The sequence below is a fragment of the Lysinibacillus sp. BS3 genome, from assembly GCF_039614735.1.
In the GTDB taxonomy this organism is placed as follows: domain Bacteria; phylum Bacillota; class Bacilli; order Bacillales_A; family Planococcaceae; genus Lysinibacillus; species Lysinibacillus capsici.
Window position 1 is genome coordinate 3,999,237 of the sequence record NZ_CP154860.1, and the last position, 16,258, is coordinate 4,015,494.

General features: G+C 37.7%; 18 protein-coding genes and 1 other annotated feature. Of the genes, 15 read left to right on the forward strand and 3 right to left on the reverse strand.

What is annotated here, in order from left to right; translation table 11 throughout:
- Positions 1-15 precede the first annotated feature (15 nt).
- The 6 genes from dnaI (at position 16) to AAJG31_RS19840 (ending at position 5,385) form a co-directional block, all read left to right on the forward strand.
- Positions 16-921, forward strand: coding sequence for a primosomal protein DnaI (gene dnaI, locus AAJG31_RS19815; RefSeq protein WP_279496378.1), 906 nt, complete (start codon positions 16-18; stop codon positions 919-921).
- A gap of 554 nt (positions 922-1,475) precedes the next feature.
- Entirely contained in the window at positions 1,476-3,407 is a 1,932-nt protein-coding gene (gene thrS, locus AAJG31_RS19820; RefSeq protein ID WP_048393612.1) for a threonine--tRNA ligase, read from the forward strand.
- A gap of 171 nt (positions 3,408-3,578) precedes the next feature.
- Positions 3,579-3,727, forward strand: a sequence feature (ribosomal protein L20 leader region).
- A gap of 95 nt (positions 3,728-3,822) precedes the next feature.
- Positions 3,823-4,326 carry a translation initiation factor IF-3 gene (gene infC, locus AAJG31_RS19825; RefSeq protein ID WP_016994853.1) on the forward strand — a complete coding sequence of 168 codons (504 nt, stop codon included), beginning with the start codon at positions 3,823-3,825 and terminating at the stop codon, positions 4,324-4,326.
- Positions 4,327-4,357: 31 nt separating this feature from the next.
- Positions 4,358-4,558 (forward strand): 50S ribosomal protein L35, encoded by a 201-nt coding sequence (gene rpmI / locus AAJG31_RS19830; RefSeq protein WP_004226312.1) that lies wholly within the window; start codon positions 4,358-4,360, stop codon positions 4,556-4,558.
- A 57-nt stretch (positions 4,559-4,615) separates the two neighbouring features.
- Entirely contained in the window at positions 4,616-4,975 is a 360-nt protein-coding gene (gene rplT, locus AAJG31_RS19835) for a 50S ribosomal protein L20 (protein WP_025114500.1), read from the forward strand.
- A 146-nt stretch (positions 4,976-5,121) separates the two neighbouring features.
- Positions 5,122-5,385, forward strand: a complete 264-nt coding sequence (locus tag AAJG31_RS19840; protein WP_048393614.1) for a DUF1294 domain-containing protein — start codon at positions 5,122-5,124, stop codon at positions 5,383-5,385.
- Between the two features lie 23 nt (positions 5,386-5,408).
- Here AAJG31_RS19840 and AAJG31_RS19845 read toward each other — a convergent pair whose 3' ends face one another.
- Positions 5,409-5,804, reverse strand: a complete 396-nt coding sequence (locus AAJG31_RS19845; protein ID WP_016994855.1) for a hypothetical protein — start codon at positions 5,802-5,804, stop codon at positions 5,409-5,411.
- 105 nt (positions 5,805-5,909) lie between these two features.
- Here AAJG31_RS19845 and AAJG31_RS19850 point away from each other — a divergent pair, with 105 nt between their 5' ends.
- Complete coding sequence (locus tag AAJG31_RS19850; RefSeq protein WP_054549960.1) at positions 5,910-6,395, forward strand: dUTP diphosphatase; 486 nt, start codon at positions 5,910-5,912, stop codon at positions 6,393-6,395.
- Positions 6,396-6,489: 94 nt separating this feature from the next.
- Entirely contained in the window at positions 6,490-7,578 is a 1,089-nt protein-coding gene (locus AAJG31_RS19855) for a M42 family metallopeptidase (RefSeq protein ID WP_016994857.1), read from the forward strand.
- A 410-nt stretch (positions 7,579-7,988) separates the two neighbouring features.
- Here the strand turns inward: AAJG31_RS19855 and AAJG31_RS19860 are convergent, their stop codons facing one another.
- Together AAJG31_RS19860 and AAJG31_RS19865 are read right to left on the reverse strand one after the other, a co-directional pair.
- Entirely contained in the window at positions 7,989-8,987 is a 999-nt protein-coding gene (locus AAJG31_RS19860) for a serine hydrolase (protein ID WP_279495729.1), read from the reverse strand.
- Between the two features lie 22 nt (positions 8,988-9,009).
- Positions 9,010-9,456, reverse strand: coding sequence for a MarR family transcriptional regulator (locus tag AAJG31_RS19865; protein WP_054549962.1), 447 nt, complete (start codon positions 9,454-9,456; stop codon positions 9,010-9,012).
- Positions 9,457-9,698: 242 nt separating this feature from the next.
- Here AAJG31_RS19865 and argF point away from each other — a divergent pair, with 242 nt between their 5' ends.
- From argF to AAJG31_RS19900, 7 genes are all read left to right on the forward strand, one after another.
- Positions 9,699-10,664, forward strand: coding sequence for an ornithine carbamoyltransferase (gene argF, locus AAJG31_RS19870; RefSeq protein ID WP_048393624.1), 966 nt, complete (start codon positions 9,699-9,701; stop codon positions 10,662-10,664).
- A 297-nt stretch (positions 10,665-10,961) separates the two neighbouring features.
- Positions 10,962-11,858: a LysR family transcriptional regulator gene (locus AAJG31_RS19875; protein WP_054549963.1), complete on the forward strand. Its 897-nt coding sequence runs from the start codon at positions 10,962-10,964 to the stop codon at positions 11,856-11,858.
- Positions 11,859-12,001: 143 nt separating this feature from the next.
- Entirely contained in the window at positions 12,002-13,330 is a 1,329-nt protein-coding gene (locus tag AAJG31_RS19880; protein ID WP_054549964.1) for an LLM class flavin-dependent oxidoreductase, read from the forward strand.
- Between the two features lie 45 nt (positions 13,331-13,375).
- On the forward strand, positions 13,376-14,389 hold the full coding sequence (locus AAJG31_RS19885; protein WP_259419404.1) for an LLM class flavin-dependent oxidoreductase: 1,014 nt from the start codon (positions 13,376-13,378) through the stop codon (positions 14,387-14,389).
- 13 nt (positions 14,390-14,402) lie between these two features.
- Positions 14,403-14,681 (forward strand): glutaredoxin family protein, encoded by a 279-nt coding sequence (locus tag AAJG31_RS19890; RefSeq protein WP_004226351.1) that lies wholly within the window; start codon positions 14,403-14,405, stop codon positions 14,679-14,681.
- Between the two features lie 20 nt (positions 14,682-14,701).
- Entirely contained in the window at positions 14,702-15,526 is an 825-nt protein-coding gene (locus AAJG31_RS19895) for a transporter substrate-binding domain-containing protein (RefSeq protein WP_054549966.1), read from the forward strand.
- 24 nt (positions 15,527-15,550) lie between these two features.
- Positions 15,551-16,255, forward strand: coding sequence for an amino acid ABC transporter permease (locus tag AAJG31_RS19900; RefSeq protein WP_054549967.1), 705 nt, complete (start codon positions 15,551-15,553; stop codon positions 16,253-16,255).
- The last annotated feature ends 3 nt before the right edge of the window (positions 16,256-16,258 follow it).

Consider the following 16,258-nt stretch of genomic DNA (forward strand, 5'->3'; position numbering starts at 1 on the left):
CCACTAAAGCGAGCAATTAATGTACCCTCGTTCCAAGAACGCTATGAAGCCATGCGACGTGAAATTTTAGAGCACCCGCATGTGCAGGGATTTTTAGCGCAGCATGCAGATGAATTAAACTATGACAATGTTGAGCGAAATTTACCTAAACTGCATGAGTTTATTAGTCAATCTACTGAGTGCTGTGGGTGTGATAATACCGAACATTGTACAAACTATTTAAAAGGATTCATCCCGACATTAAGGGTTGTTCGGAATTCTATTGAAATGGACTATGTGCGCTGTGAGCAAAAGATTAGGGAAGAAGAACGCCGAGATGTTGCGAATATGATTGCAAGTATGCATATGCCAAAAGATGTGCTACAAGCAACAATTCATGATTTAAGTATTGATGATGAATCACGTGTGGCGATTGCACAAAAAGCAGCTCAATTTGTTAAAATAACAAAAGAAACTGGTCAATTACCTGCAAAAGGTTTTTACCTATATGGTAAATTCGGTGTAGGGAAATCCTTTGTACTTGGGGCATTGGCCAATGAATTAGCCTCTATTAAAATCCGCTCTGTGGTAGTTTTCGTTCCAGAATTTTTACGAGAAATGAAAAATGCCATTGGCGATAATACATTGAATGAGAAAATTGATTATATTAAAAAGGCTCCTGTCTTAATGCTAGATGATTTAGGTGCGGAGACAATGACTGCCTGGACACGTGATGAAATATTGGGGACTATTTTCCATTATCGGATGGCAGAGCAATTGCCAACTTTTATTACGTCTAATTTTAACTATGAAGAATTAGAGCATCACTTAGCTCAGTCACAAAAAGGTGATATTGAGGTTGTTAAAGCGGGACGAATTATGGAGCGAATTAAAGCCCTAACAGTGCCGATCGAAATGCGAGGCAAAAATCGTCGGATGTAACATTGATAGTTGCATTTTTCGACAATCGAGCGTATACTGACTCATATACTTAATATCAATATGCATTGATGAGGACATGAATTTTGTGTATCAGCTTTTAGAGAGGGAAGTCATCGGCTGAAAACTTCCTAGTATGGGCACATTATTTACTACCTACTGAGCAGCGAAAGGGATAATCTTTCGCCGGTCCCTAGCCCGTTAGCTAGCCTTGAGCTTCGTCTGACTTTATGTAAGTCGGAAGGAAGAAGGGTGGAACCACGAGCATACGCTTCGTCCCTTTTGTGAGGGACGGAGCTTTTTTTATTTTTCTCAGATTTCATTGAAATAGTGGTGGCTCCGCTCATATAGGGAGATAAGTCGCTCGCGAAAGTGGTAAATTCGCTCATAGAGAGTAAGAAACCGCTCAGAAACATGAAGATGCCGCTCCGATTGAACAGAGAAATGCTTAAAAAAGCAATGACTCCGCTCAAACCAAGCCGTAGAGTCACACAAACATTGCTCCAGCCAATCATCAAGCATTATGTATTTATCAAAAACAAAGGAGTGCAAAGGATATGTCAGAAATGATTAAATTAACTTTCCCAGATGGCGCTGTAAAGGAATTTGCAAAAGGCACATCAACTGATGACGTAGCATTATCTATTAGCCCTGGCTTACGGAAAAAAGCGTATGCAGGTAAAATTAATGGTGTGTTAGTGGATTTAAAAACACCAATTGAAGAGGATGCAACAATTGCAATCATTACACAAGATGATGAGGCAGCACTTGAAATTTTACGTCACTCAACTGCCCATTTAACAGCGCAAGCTATTAAACGTCTATTCCCAGATGTAAAGCTTGGGATTGGTCCAGTAATTGAAGGTGGTTTCTACTATGATATCGACTCACCAACACCAATCACTGCTGAAGATCTACCAGCCATTGAAAAAGAAATGAAGAAAATTATTGCTGAAAACCTTGAGGTAGAACGCAAAAATGTAAGCCGTGCAGAAGCACAAGCCCTTTATGAAGAAATTGGCGATGAGTATAAATTAGAATTACTTGAAGCAATTCCTGCAGATGAGCAAGTATCTATTTATTATCAAGGCGAGTTTTTTGATCTTTGCCGTGGTATCCACGTACCATCTACGGGTAAACTTCGTGAATTTAAGCTTTTATCATTAGCGGGTGCTTACTGGAGAGGGAACTCTGATAACAAAATGTTACAACGTATTTATGGTACAGCGTTCTTCAAAAAAGAGGAATTAAAACACCACCTTCAAATGCTAGAAGAAGCAAAAGAACGTGATCACCGTAAAATCGGAAAAGAATTAGAACTGTTTACAACTTCCCAAAAAGTTGGCCAAGGTTTACCACTTTGGTTACCAAATGGTGCAACAATTCGTCGTGTTATTGAACGTTATATTGTCGATAAAGAATTATCACTTGGCTATAAGCACGTTTATACACCAGTATTAGGTTCTAAAGAGCTTTATCAAACTTCTGGTCACTGGGATCATTATCAAGATTCAATTTTCCCACCAATGGAAATGGATAATGAAACATTAATTATGCGTCCAATGAACTGTCCTCACCATATGATGGTGTACAAAAACAGCATGCATTCATATCGTAACCTACCATTGCGTATTGCAGAGCTTGGCACTATGCACCGTTACGAAATGTCAGGGGCTGTTTCAGGCTTACAACGTGTTCGTGGGATGACATTAAATGATGCCCATATTTTTGTTCGCCCAGATCAAATTAAAGCGGAATTCCAAAAAGTAGTACAGTTAATTTTAGAGGTTTATAAAGATTTCGACCTTAATGATTACTCATTCCGTTTATCTTATCGCGACCCAGCAGATACTGAGAAATACTTCGATGATGATGCAATGTGGGAAAAAGCACAAAGTATGCTAAAAGAAGCAATGGATGAACTTGGCTTAGACTACTTTGAAGCGGAAGGTGAGGCTGCATTCTATGGTCCTAAACTTGACGTTCAAGTAAAAACAGCGATTGGTAAAGAAGAGACTTTATCTACAGTTCAATTAGACTTCTTATTACCAGAACGCTTCGACCTAACTTATGTTGGGGAAGATGGTAAGCCTCATCGTCCAGTTGTTATCCACCGTGGTGTTGTATCAACAATGGAACGTTTTGTTGCCTTCTTAATTGAAGAATACAAAGGAGCATTCCCAACTTGGTTAGCACCGGTACAAGTTGAAGTTATTCCAGTATCGAATGAAGCTCACTTCGACTATGCAAAGCAAATTGAAGAGCAACTTACAGCGGCTGGTTTACGTGTGGAAATGGATGATCGTGAAGAGAAATTAGGCTATAAAATCCGTGAGGCACAAATGAAAAAGATTCCTTATATGCTTGTTATCGGGGATAAAGAGGTTGAGGCAAATGGCGTAAATGTTCGACGTTATGGCTCGAAAGATTCCGAAACAATTAGCTTTGAGGATTTCCTAGCAGCTATAAAAACAGAAATTACAAAATAAGCTTTAACTAGAAACCCTCGCTTGCCAAAGTGAGGGTTTCTAGTTAAAATAAATCTTGCATTTGTATAGAATAGCTTCATTTTGGTTATGTTAGCACAGATAAGAAAATAAATATTTGACAGCTTATCATATACATGCTAATATAATTAAGGTTAATGAATACAAAGTTTGTGGTTGAAGTAGAGGCTGCCCGCTTCTCACCTGATACAACGCTTTAAAGGCTGTGAACAGGTATGACACGTTGAATTGTTTTGCGTAGACTTGCGCATGCACATATAGCGGGCGGACATCTTCAAAAATGTCCGTCCTTTTTTTATGGACATGACGAGAGGATGTACCGTTCAACCGGGCAAGGCTTTGCCCAAACCATGTATTCGCGACAACTACTTGGAGGTGGATTACTATTAGCAAAGACATGTATGTAAACGAAGGCATTCGCGCACGTGAACTTCGATTAATCGATCACAATGGTGACCAGCTTGGTGTAAAGACACGTAATGAAGCGCTAGAAATCGCCGCTCGTGTAAACTTGGATCTTGTCCTTGTGGCCCCTCAAGCCAAGCCGCCAGTCGCTCGTATCATGGACTATGGTAAATTTAAGTTTGAACAGCAAAAGAAAGACCGTGAAATTCGTAAGAATCAAAAGGTCATCGTAATGAAAGAGGTTCGTTTGAGCCCAACAATCGATGAGCATGATTTCCAAACGAAGTTACGTAATGCGATTAAATTCCTTGAAAAAGGCGATAAAGTAAAATGTAGCCTACGTTTCAAAGGTCGTGCGATCACACACAAAGAGATTGGTCAACGTGTGTTAGATCGTTTTGCTGAAGCTTGTGCTGAAGTATCAACGGTAGAACAAAAACCGAAGATGGAAGGCCGAAGCATGTTCTTAGTTCTTCAACCAAAGAACGAGAAATAATATTAGACGAACAGTTTAGGAGGAATTCGACATGCCAAAAATGAAAACTCACCGTGGAGCTGCGAAACGTTTCAAAAAAACGGGTTCAGGTAAATTAAAATACGACCGTGCTTATGGAAGCCACTTATTCGCAAACAAATCTACGAAACAAAAACGTCACCTACGTAAAGCGAACATCGTATCATCTGGTGACTTCAAACGCATCAAATCTTTACTTGTTTACATGAAATAATTGACTACAAAAAAATACTAACATTCATTTTTTAATGAAAAGCAGGAGGTAATTCATATGCCACGCGTAAAAGGCGGAACAGTGACGCGCAAACGTCGTAAAAAAGTATTGAAATTAGCTAAAGGTTACTATGGTTCAAAACATACATTATACAAAGTTGCTAACCAAGCAGTAATGAAATCAGGTCAATATGCATACCGTGACCGTCGTCAGAAAAAACGTGATTTCCGTAAATTATGGATCACTCGTATCAACGCAGCTGCTCGTATGAACGGTCTTTCTTATAGCCGTTTAATGCACGGTTTAAAAGTTGCAGGTATCGAAGTTAACCGTAAAATGTTAGCTGACCTTGCAGTAACTGATGCTACAGCATTCACTCAATTAGCAGACGCTGCTAAAAAAGCAGTAGCTAAATAATAGCTGACAACATTCACTATTATTTCTGCACCGAAAGCGTAGCGACAGGTGCAAAATATCATAAGTGCAATAAAAAGACTGATGGGTTTTTCCATCAGTCTTTTTTGTGTTAGATTAATAGTATCACGGTTTTAAAGGAGTAAGAAATGGGACAAGCATTATTAGCTTATATGAGCATTGTATCAATTGTATTGCTCATATTAATGGGGATGGATAAATCACGCGCAAAGAATCATGAATGGCGTATAGCAGAGCGTACATTATTTACACTAGCCATAGCAGGAGGGGCAGCTGGAGGTGTATTGGGTATGTATTTATTCCGCCACAAAACACGTCATAATCGTTTTGCATTTGGTTTTCCCCTACTTGCAGCCATACAAATTTTTATCATTGTGCAGCTTTGGACATAAATGAGAATAATTAAAACACATCCTCATGATGAGGATGTGTTTCGCATAAGCTGTTCAATGGGCTGCTTCCAATTGATTTTGGCGCTTGGATAGTTCAATAATATTTCTTGCTGCAAATATTCAAAGTCGCTTTTGCTGAAGCCTTGTAATGTTGCAGCATCGCGCGCACCGACGAAAATGGTTACAACCTCAAATGCATCCTCTGTTGTGCCTAGGTATTTTTCACCTTCAAAAAGAGCACCCTTATAGGAAATAAAGAAATTTTTTCGGACATTTTTAACGTCATCATAGAAATAATACTGGCCTTTTTCATAGGCTTCATCAAGTTTGCGTTTAGGATCAGTTATATAACGAATCGCTTTGTAAAATACATAGATAATAAGCGCTATTACAGCAAGTCGAATTAGTAACGGCAACATGTTTAAATTTCCCCCTTGAAGAAAGGTTATTCTTTCCTATACGATTAGAAGGGTCAAATAGTTTCACTTTTTATAAAAAATTTTTTAGAAATTTAGGAGAAAAAAATGAATTTACAACAATTGTTTACCATGCAAAAAGAGCTTGATGATTTTATCGAGCAAACACAAAATATTCAGCAAGATGTGTTTCAGGAAAAGGGCTTAGCCTTACTAGTGGAACTAGCTGAGCTTGCTAATGAAACACGTTGCTTTAAATTTTGGAGCACAAAGGGACCATCAGCACGTGAAGTCATTTTAGAAGAATATGTAGATTCGATTCATTTTATCTTATCTCTTGGCTTATTAAAGGGCTATACATCGATTGAAATGTGGCCTTTCGTAGAAGAAAACAAAGATTTAACAGCTACTTTTTTAGAAACACAAAGTGTTATTTTAGCATTTATTCATCAACCTACAGAGGAGCGTTATTTAGCTATTTGGCAATACTATGGATTACTAGCGTATAATCTCGGTTTTACATTTGAGGATGTAGTTGGTGCTTATCTTGAAAAAAATCAAGAAAATTATCATCGGCAGCGTTCAGGTTATTAAATTAAGAAATACACCAATTTTCAGACGATTAAGCTAGGAATATTTCGGTAAACGAAGTATAATAAAATAGATACAAGAAGTAGGAGGCAAAAGGATGACACAACTAGATCCAACATTACAAATGTTTAAAGATTTAACAGATGCGAATGGTATCGCAGGTAATGAACGTGCACCGCGTGAGGTCATGAAAAAATACATCGCACCATATGCAGATACTGTAGAAACAGATAACTTAGGTAGTGTCATTGCTAAAAAAGTTGGCGATGAAAACGGTCCTAAAATTGTTGTAGCAGGACATTTAGATGAAGTAGGCTTCATGGTTACACAAATTGATGACAAAGGCTTTATCAAATTCCAAACAGTGGGTGGCTGGTGGAGCCAAGTTATGCTTGCACAGCGTGTAACGATTACTACACGTAAGGGCGATGAAGTGATTGGGGTTATTGGTTCAAAGCCACCTCATATTTTACCTGCGGATGTACGTAATAAGGTAGTAGACATTAAAGATATGTTTATTGATATTGGTGCAGCTTCTAAAGATGAAGTACTTGAGTGGGGCGTACGTCCTGGCGATATGGTAACACCGTACTTTGAATTTAATGTAATGAAAAATGATAAGTATCTATTAGCTAAAGCTTGGGATAACCGTATCGGCTGTGCAATCGCGATTGATGTTATGAAAGCGTTACAAAATGAAAAGCACCCTAATATTCTTTATTCTGTAGGGAATGTACAAGAAGAAGTTGGACTTCGCGGTGCAAAAACTGCTACACATAAAATCCAACCAGATATTGGATTTGCAGTGGACGTAGGTGTAGCAGGAGATACTCCTGGAGTTACAGCAAAAGAATCAACGAGTAAGATGGGTGCAGGCCCTCAAATCGTTGTGTATGATGCATCTATGGTTTCACATCGTGGCTTACGTGAATTCGTATTAGATGTAGCAGATGAGCACAATATTCCATATCAATTTGAAGCGATGGCTGGCGGTGGTACAGATGCTGGCTCCATCCACGTAACAGCAAATGGTGTACCAGCACTATCAATCGGTATTGCAACACGCTATATTCATTCACATGCAGGTATCCTACATCGTGATGATTATGATAATGCCGTTAAATTAATGGTAGAAGTCATTAAAAAATTAGACCGTGATGCAGTCAATAAAATTACTTTTGACTGATACTGCTAAAAAGATATAGCATGATTTTGCCTTCTAACAAAATGTTAGGAGGCTTTTTTATCATTCCAAGACAATTAGACTTGCTAATATGAATAGTAATTATAAACACAAGTCCCATTCTTATTAGTGAGTAAGACTCTTATAGAAATCAAAATATAGAGAAGTATTAATTTGTAGGTTAATGGAAAATAGCTGCAAGTAAATTGATTGTTGCTGTGCTGAGCAACAGCCCATGTTAAGTTAGCTTATGACAAGAATCATTGCTAGCTTCTAGAAGCGTTTAACAAGCATAGAACTATTAAGAATGAGTAAAGGTTGACAGGTTTCAAGCTATGTATAGGAGCTACAAGTAGTTCTTGTGAAGAATAGGGTATTCCCGTTTATACCATTCAAGAAACACCCCATTTTCGCTATAAAGAATTTTGCAAGAGCTGTAGAATATTTTTCCCCATTTCAAGAGGGTTTGTTGCTAGTATAGAGGATCGATAATTGGATAGAATCACGACACCTGTTTGCTGTTTTTTATTAAATCCTAGATAACTAGAGAAGCCTTTCGTTGATCCGTTATGCCAAATAATATCGTCTTCAAGTACCCATCCTAATCCGATGCTTACATCTTTTGAAATAGTATGAGTAGCTTGATGTGTTAATAGATAGCCTGAATTTTGATTGCCAATGTGTATTTTTAAAAATTTTAATAAATCATCAACAGTGGATCGTAGAGCGCCAGCTGCCATAAATTCATTCATTTCAAGTGGGGGCTTGTTATGTCCCCGAACAGAATATCCCTTCAATACGGTATTTTCTTTAGAGGGGGGGATAGAAATAAAGGTATTCGTTAAATTTAAAGGTTCTACGATTCTACGAGTAATGGCTGTTTCAAAGTCAGTGTGAAGTTCATTTGCTAATAAATATCCTAAAAGGCCCATTCCTACATTAGAATATCTAAACTTAACTTTAGGCTCCTGGGTATGGGTTTTAAAATACTGTATTGCCTCATTCAATGAGTAGGGACAAAAGGGGTCACGAGGTGTTTGGCTATCAAAAAGATTATAGATGTTCTTCAGTACACCAATTCCCGGTAGACCAGATGTGTGATTTGCAAAATGCCTCAAAGTTACAGGGTGATTATCGGGAATTTCAGAAAAGTATTTGGCGATAGAATCTTCTATCTTCACGATTCCTTCTTGAATCATTTCCCCAAACATGGATGTTGTTAAAACTTTAGAGATTGACCCAATTTCATAGACATAGGGTTTTTTATCATATGTGACATTTGAGCCGTTGAATATAAAAGCAGCATCTAGATTACGACAAATAACACCAATGGATAGGATTACATTCGGACGAGTCTTTACGTAAGGATAAGCAATTTTAAAAATATCCTTTTTTAAATCATTTAAATCCACAAATATTCCTCCTTTTCAATCTCTAATTTTTTTGATCGCTAGAGACGATAGCATGGAGTTTCGTGTATATTTCTTTTAATTGCAGTAAATCCTCTTTAGAGAGCTGTGAATAGTATTTATTGATAATGGCTAGTTCAATTTCTTCCTGTTTTTGAAAATAATCAAAGCCCCGCGTATCTAACTCGATGATGATCTCTCTACGGTCCTTTTGATTTATGGTTCTTTTTATAAAGCTCTCCTGTTCTAATCTTCCTACTAATTGACTTACAGCACTAGCAGATGTCCCCATCAACTTTGCTAATTCGAAGGTTTGCAAAGGGCCATGTGTTTGAAGAAGACTTAAAAATAGTGCCTGCTTTGTAGTTAATGTTTCATCTAATAGGGTGGAGAATTCTTCTGTTAGCATCACATTTGTTTCATATTCTACTTGGTTCAGCTCTTTGACCAGCTGTATCAGCTCTTTTTCCATTTTTTCACCGCCTCAATAGTTAATGCATATTAATTATAAATATATATAAACTATAATGCAATTATTTAAGAATATGAATGTTTAGTAAAAAAGAAAATATGTATAAATATTCTCTTTGACGAATTTTTGACACATTTAATAACAAATGAATAATAATTAAGATTAATTATAAAAATTCAGTTGATTTTATATTTATGCATGTTATACTAATTTCAACAGCAACGATATAAGGAGCGAAGGCTATGAAATTACTCGAAGAAGTACAGTTAAAGTTAGTGTCTAGTTTAAAGGGAAAAGATTTACTAACTTTGCTAGACTATACAAGTCAAGAGGTCCAGGATCTTATTGAATTAGCAACACAGCTTAAGATGATTACAAAAGAGGGGAAATGTCCAAGATTACTAGAAGGTAAAACGCTTGGCATGATTTTCGAAAAACATTCAACTCGTACACGTATTTCATTTGAAGTTGGTATGAATCAATTAGGTGGGAAAAGCATGTTTATGCATGCACGTGATTTGCAAATTGGTCGTGGTGAATCAATTTACGATACAGCGCATGTATTATCTGGCTATTTAGATGGCATTATGATTCGCGCAAACTCTCATAAAATGGTCAAAGAGCTTGCAGAGCATGCAGCAATCCCTGTCATCAATGGATTAACGGATATTTATCATCCTTGCCAGGCATTAGCTGATTTAGAGACGATTGCAGAAAATAAAGGCATGTTAAAAGGACTTAAAATTGCCTATGTAGGTGATGGCAACAATGTAGCACACTCACTCGTAGTAGCTTCAGCACACGTTGGCATGAATGTAGCTGTTGCGACACCTGTAGGGTATGAATGTGATGGGGAAGTCATCGCTAAAGCACAGGCCATTGCAGCAGCAAATGGCAGTACGATTATGATCACGAATGATCCTGTTGAAGCAGTATTAAATGCAGATGTCGTCTATGCTGATGTTTGGACATCTATGGGTCAAGAGGAAGAAACAGCAAAACGTTTACAAGATTTTGCTGGCTATCAAATTAATGATGAGCTAGTAGCCTATGCAAAACCAAATTATATGTTCTTACATTGCTTACCAGCACATCGTGAGGAAGAGGTTGCGACTTCAGTTATTGACGGACCTAATTCTTACATCTTTGAGCAAGCCGAAAATAGATTGCATGCTCAAAAAGCTGTATTAGCATCGATTTTAGCTTAAATTGAGACATATGCTTTCTCGAGTTGAGAAGTACGATAGATAGAGTTTACATGGACAACAGAGGGTGTTCATGTGAATAACATAAAAGTGGTAGGCAGACAGAGGGATGTTCACCACGTGCGATGTTTGTTGTCAAGATGGATGGCTACATCGCTACATAGTAAAGTAACCTGGGAGACGCTGGGTTACTTTTTTTCTTTGTCAAAAATATAAAACATAGTTTTCTTATAAGTTATAGAGAATATAAGGGATTATTTATATAATAGGTTAAATAAGTAATGAAGGAGTGAACTCCTCGTGAATATAGACCATATCGAGGCATTTTTATATGTTGTCCATTACAAAAGTATCCATAAAGCAGCCAATGCATTATTTCTTTCACAGCCGACTGTAACTGCACGTATTAAGTCATTAGAACGAGAGCTAGGTGTTGAGTTATTTTACCGAGATGGAAGAAGTGTGAGCGTATCAGAGAAAGGGAAAGATTTTTTACCATTTGCCACGCAAATTGTGCAAACATTTCAGCAAGGAAAGAAGCAATTAGAAGAAACGCAGGAGACCGATGAGGTATGTATTGGTGCAAACGGTGTAACAGCACAGTATTTTTTAGCCTATGCATTGCCTAAATGGAAAGAGCAATTTCCTTATTTGCGTTTTCAATTATTTACAGGTTCCACAACAAACATTTTAGAAAAGCTACAAAGCCACCAAATTCATCTAGGCTTTATTCAATATGTACATGGGGATGACATTGAGAACGAGCTTTTATTGAACAATACAGTGAAACTTGTCAAACACCGTGATCACCCATTACAACTAGATGAACTTATTCAAGCAAAAGAATTAGCTCAACAGAAAATGGTGTTTTTTGAATGTGGCGCGTTTGATTGGAATTATGTGCATAAAATGTTCGAGGTAGAGGGAGTAGCAGCCAATATTGAGGTACGAACAGATCATTTAGAAGTTGCCAAAGAGTTTATTCGGACAAAAGACTATCTAAGCTTTTTACCACATCTATGCATTAAAAAGGAACTGGAAAGCGGTGAATTTGTGGAGATAGACGTTAAGCATTTGCTGGATATGAATCAACATATATTTTTAACCTATAAAGAGAAAGAGACGTTGCCATCATCCTTTTGGCAGACAATTTGTGAAACAGCTAAGCATTTTGAAAGCATAGGAGACACGTATTGATAAAAAATTTTATCACCACATAAAATTTTTTCTATTACTGTACCTATTGCATATCGTCTAAAGGAACGGTAATATCATTCTCAATCCAACAAAACATACTTAACCACTATGTTTAGTAAAATAAAGATTGAGGAGGAATTGACATGGCTAGACAGGATAAAATTCGATTTGGAGCAATTATTCATGGGGTAGGAGGAAATATTTCTGGTTGGCGTCATCCAAAGGTGGCGAGCAATCAAAGTGTAAGCTTACCTTTCTATATTCAGCAGGCTCAGAAAGCAGAGCAGGGAAAATTTGATGTAGCATTTATTGCGGATGGTTTATTTATTAACGAAAAATCCATCCCTCATTTTTTAAATCGATTTGAACCTATTACAATCTTATCGGCTTTAGCAGTAGCGACGAAAAACATTGGGTTAGTTGGAACAGTCTCAACTTCCTATAGCGAACCATTTACAGTAGCACGCCAATTCGCTTCATTAGATCATATTAGTGCTGGGCGTGCTGGATGGAATGTTGTAACGACACCATTAGAAAGTACTGCTTTGAACTATAACAAAACAATCGACCAACATCCTAGCCATGCAGAACGCTATCTCATTGCGGAAGAATACTTAGAGGTTGTCAAAGGCTTATGGGACTCGTGGGATGATGATGCGTTTATTGCAGATGTCAACAAAGATCAATTTTTTGATCCAGAAAAATTACACACATTACATCATAAAGGGCGATATTTTTCAGTCCAAGGACCACTCAATATTGGTCGAACAAAGCAAGGCCAGCCCGTTATTTTCCAGGCTGGGTCGTCTGATGCAGGCATTCGATTAGCTGCAAAAGATGCAGATGCCATTTTCACACATGGGGCATCTATTGAAGAGGCACAGAAATTTTACTCGAGAGTAAAAAAAGAGGTGGCAACATTTGGACGAAATCCCGAAGAAGTAAAGATTTTTCCAGGTATATCACCAATTATTGGCGATACGGTGGAGGAAGCAGAGGCGAAATATCAAGAAATTGTTGAGTTAGTTTCCATAGACCGTGCTCTTGCTTATCTTGGACGTTACTTCGACCATCATGATTTTACCCAATACGATGTGGATGCACCGTTTCCTGATCTAGGGGATATTGGAGCCAATAGCTTTAGAAGCACAACCGATTATATTAAACGTTATGCTAAGCAGGAGGGTCTGACATTACGTCAAGTCGCTTTACGCGAGGCGACACCAAAAACAGCCTTTTTTGGGACAGCTGAGCAAGTAGCAGATCTTGTACAAGAATGGTTTGAAAAGGAAGCAGCAGATGGTTTTATTATTGGCGTGACAGTACCTGGTGCTCTTGAAGATTTTGTTGATAAAGTAGTGCCAATTTTACAAGCAAGAGGGCTATATCGTAAAGATTATGAGGCAGATACTTTGCGTGGGAATTTAGGTTTACCATTCAAGGAAAGTCGCTATGTTAAACAGTCTGTCTAAAAACCTAGTAAATTTATTTGAATAAAAGAAATTAGGAGGGGTTGTATGAGTTATACATTAGGCATATTAGATCAAAGCCCTATTATTGAAGGAGCAAGCAATGAACAAACATTACAAAAAACGGTGACTTTAGCACAACGAGCTGAGCAGTTAGGCTATTCACGTTTTTGGGTATCGGAGCATCATCATACAGAGTCATTAGCAGGTTCTTCTCCAGAAGTATTGGTTTCTTATTTACTTGCCAAAACCAAATCCATTCAAATTGGATCAGGTGGGGTTATGCTACAGCATTATAGTCCCTATAAAGTAGCAGAAAATTTCCATGTTCTAGCATCATTGGAGCCAGGACGTGTAGATTTAGGAATCGGTAAAGCCCCTGGTGGCTTGCCACTTTCCACGAAGGCTCTACAATATGGCACACTCAATCAAGGGGAAGATTTTGAAGAGAGACTAATATTTTTACAGCAATTAATTGAGCAATCCATACCAAAAGAGCACGAATTATATGGCATACAAGCAACGCCGATTCCAAAGGCAAAGCCGACATTATTTTTGCTTGGCGCTAGCCCTGAAAGTGCTGCTCTTGCAGGAAAACTAGGCATTGCATTTGTCTTTGCTCGATTTATTAATAGTGATAATGATGTTTTGGCGCAAGCGGCTAGAATCTATCGCAGTCATCATCCAAACGGCACTTTTGCGATTTCCATTGCTGCACTTGCTGCTCCAAGTAAAGAGGAAGCGAAAGAACTAATAGGAGATCAAAAAATTACAAAGGTGCATTTAGCAAGTGGCAGAAGCCTGACGCTACAATCAGTAGAGCAAGCAGAGAAATTTGGTCAGGAATCTGGAGAGGAATATACAGTGGAACAGTATGAAGCCGATATTTTATACGGTACAGCAGAAGACATTAGAGCCAATTTAGATGACTACCATGTACGATTCCAAATTGATGAATTTATTTTGCATACGCCCATCTTGAAGGAATTTGAACGTCAACGTTCGTTTGAACTTTTAAGTCCTGTCCATTTGCAGTTACAGCAAAAGGTGAAGGTAATCTAAGGGAGGTCATGATATGACAAAAAGTTTAGATATAATTATTTGGTCGAAGCAAGGTTGTAGTTATTGCGAGGAAATAAAAGCATATCTACAAGAACGACATATTTCCTACAAAACAGTTGATGTCACGTCTAATGATAATTTTAGAGACATCCTTGATATAAAGTATGGTGTTCGACATGTACCCGTTGTAGAAATTGGTTCAAGTGAAACAGGTATCTATAGAGCCGTAACGGCAATTGGTTTAGAGCATCTACAGAAGGCACTTGCTGTGAATCTACCCTCATATGCATAACAGAAGGAGAGAGGAATCTTATGAAAAAAATATCATTTTATTTGCTACTTGTGCTAGCAGCGCTATTAACTGCGTGTGCAAACTCAGAAAAAACAGTTGGTGACGCAAGTGCTCAAAAAACAGCACAGAGTGGCAAGGATGTTCAAAAAATTATAGTTGGTACGGGAACTCAGTTTCCAAACATCTGTTTTTTAGATGACAAGGGAAATTTAACTGGTTATGATGTAGAGCTTGTTCGTGCAATTGATGAGAAGCTACCAGAATATGAGTTTGAATTTAAAACATTGGAATTCTCCAATTTATTACTAAGTTTAGAAACAAGAAAAATAGATTTTATTGCCCATCAAATGGAAGTTAATAGTGAGCGTGAAGAGAAGTTTTTATTTAATAAAGAGCCGTATAATGTTTTCCCATTAAAGGTGACAGTCAACGAGAAAAATAATGCAATTCAATCCATTGAGGATTTAAAAGGGAAAAATGTGAGTGTTTCACCAACAAGTAATTCTGCTGTTTTTATTGAAAAGTATAATAAAGAGCATAATTTAGGAGCAAATATCGTTTATTCTTCTGGCTCTGTCGATGTTAATAATCAACTTGCAACGGGACGAATTGATGCCATTATTACCACACCGTTTGCTGTTCGATACTATAACGAAAGCAATGAGGCACAGCAAAAGGTTGTAGGTGATGCATTATTAAATTCAAAGGTCTACTTTTTACTCAATAAAGATGAAGTGAAGTTACAGGAGCGCTTAGATGAAGCGATCGTTGAATTAAAGAATGAGGGGGTAGTGAGTGAGCTTAGTAAAAAGTGGTTGGGTGATGATTATACAGTAGACTTCTAATGAATAGGAAAGGAAGATGGCAGTATGGAAAATAACTTTGATGTCGTGCTAATTGCGGAAGTACTTCCAACATTGCTTCAGTATTTACCCATAACTTTCGAGATTCTAGTATTCTCCATACTTTTTGGTATGATGCTTGGGATTGTGCTAGCCATACCAAAGCTACTTCACATACCAATATTGAAGCAAATTATTACAATCTATATATCCTTTATTCGTGGTACACCCATTTTAGTGCAGTTGTTCTTAGTATTTTACGGTATACCCGCATTGTTAAAGCTCATTCATATTGATGTGACACGAATGGATGCAATGTATTTTGTTATTATTACGTACACATTCAGCAATGCGGCAGCCTTTGCCGAAATATTTCGTGCAGCAATTTTAACCGTTGATCGGGGTCAAATGGAGGCGGCCTATTCAGTAGGCTTAAGTGGATCACAGGCTTTTATGCGAATTGTTTTTCCACAGGCAATACGTGTTGCTTTTCCAAATATAGCAAATACAATGATTAGTTCATTAAAAGATACATCGTTAGCATTCTCCATCGGTGTAATGGATATGGTGGGGAGGGGAGAAACCTTGATTGCTTCTACGACACGAGCGTTTGAAATCTATGTAGCTTTGTCAATTGTTTACTATGTCATCGTTATAATCCTTGAAAAAGTATTTAAATTTAATGAACGCTATTTTAATCGCTATATGCCAAAGGAGCTTGCTTCACAATAGGGG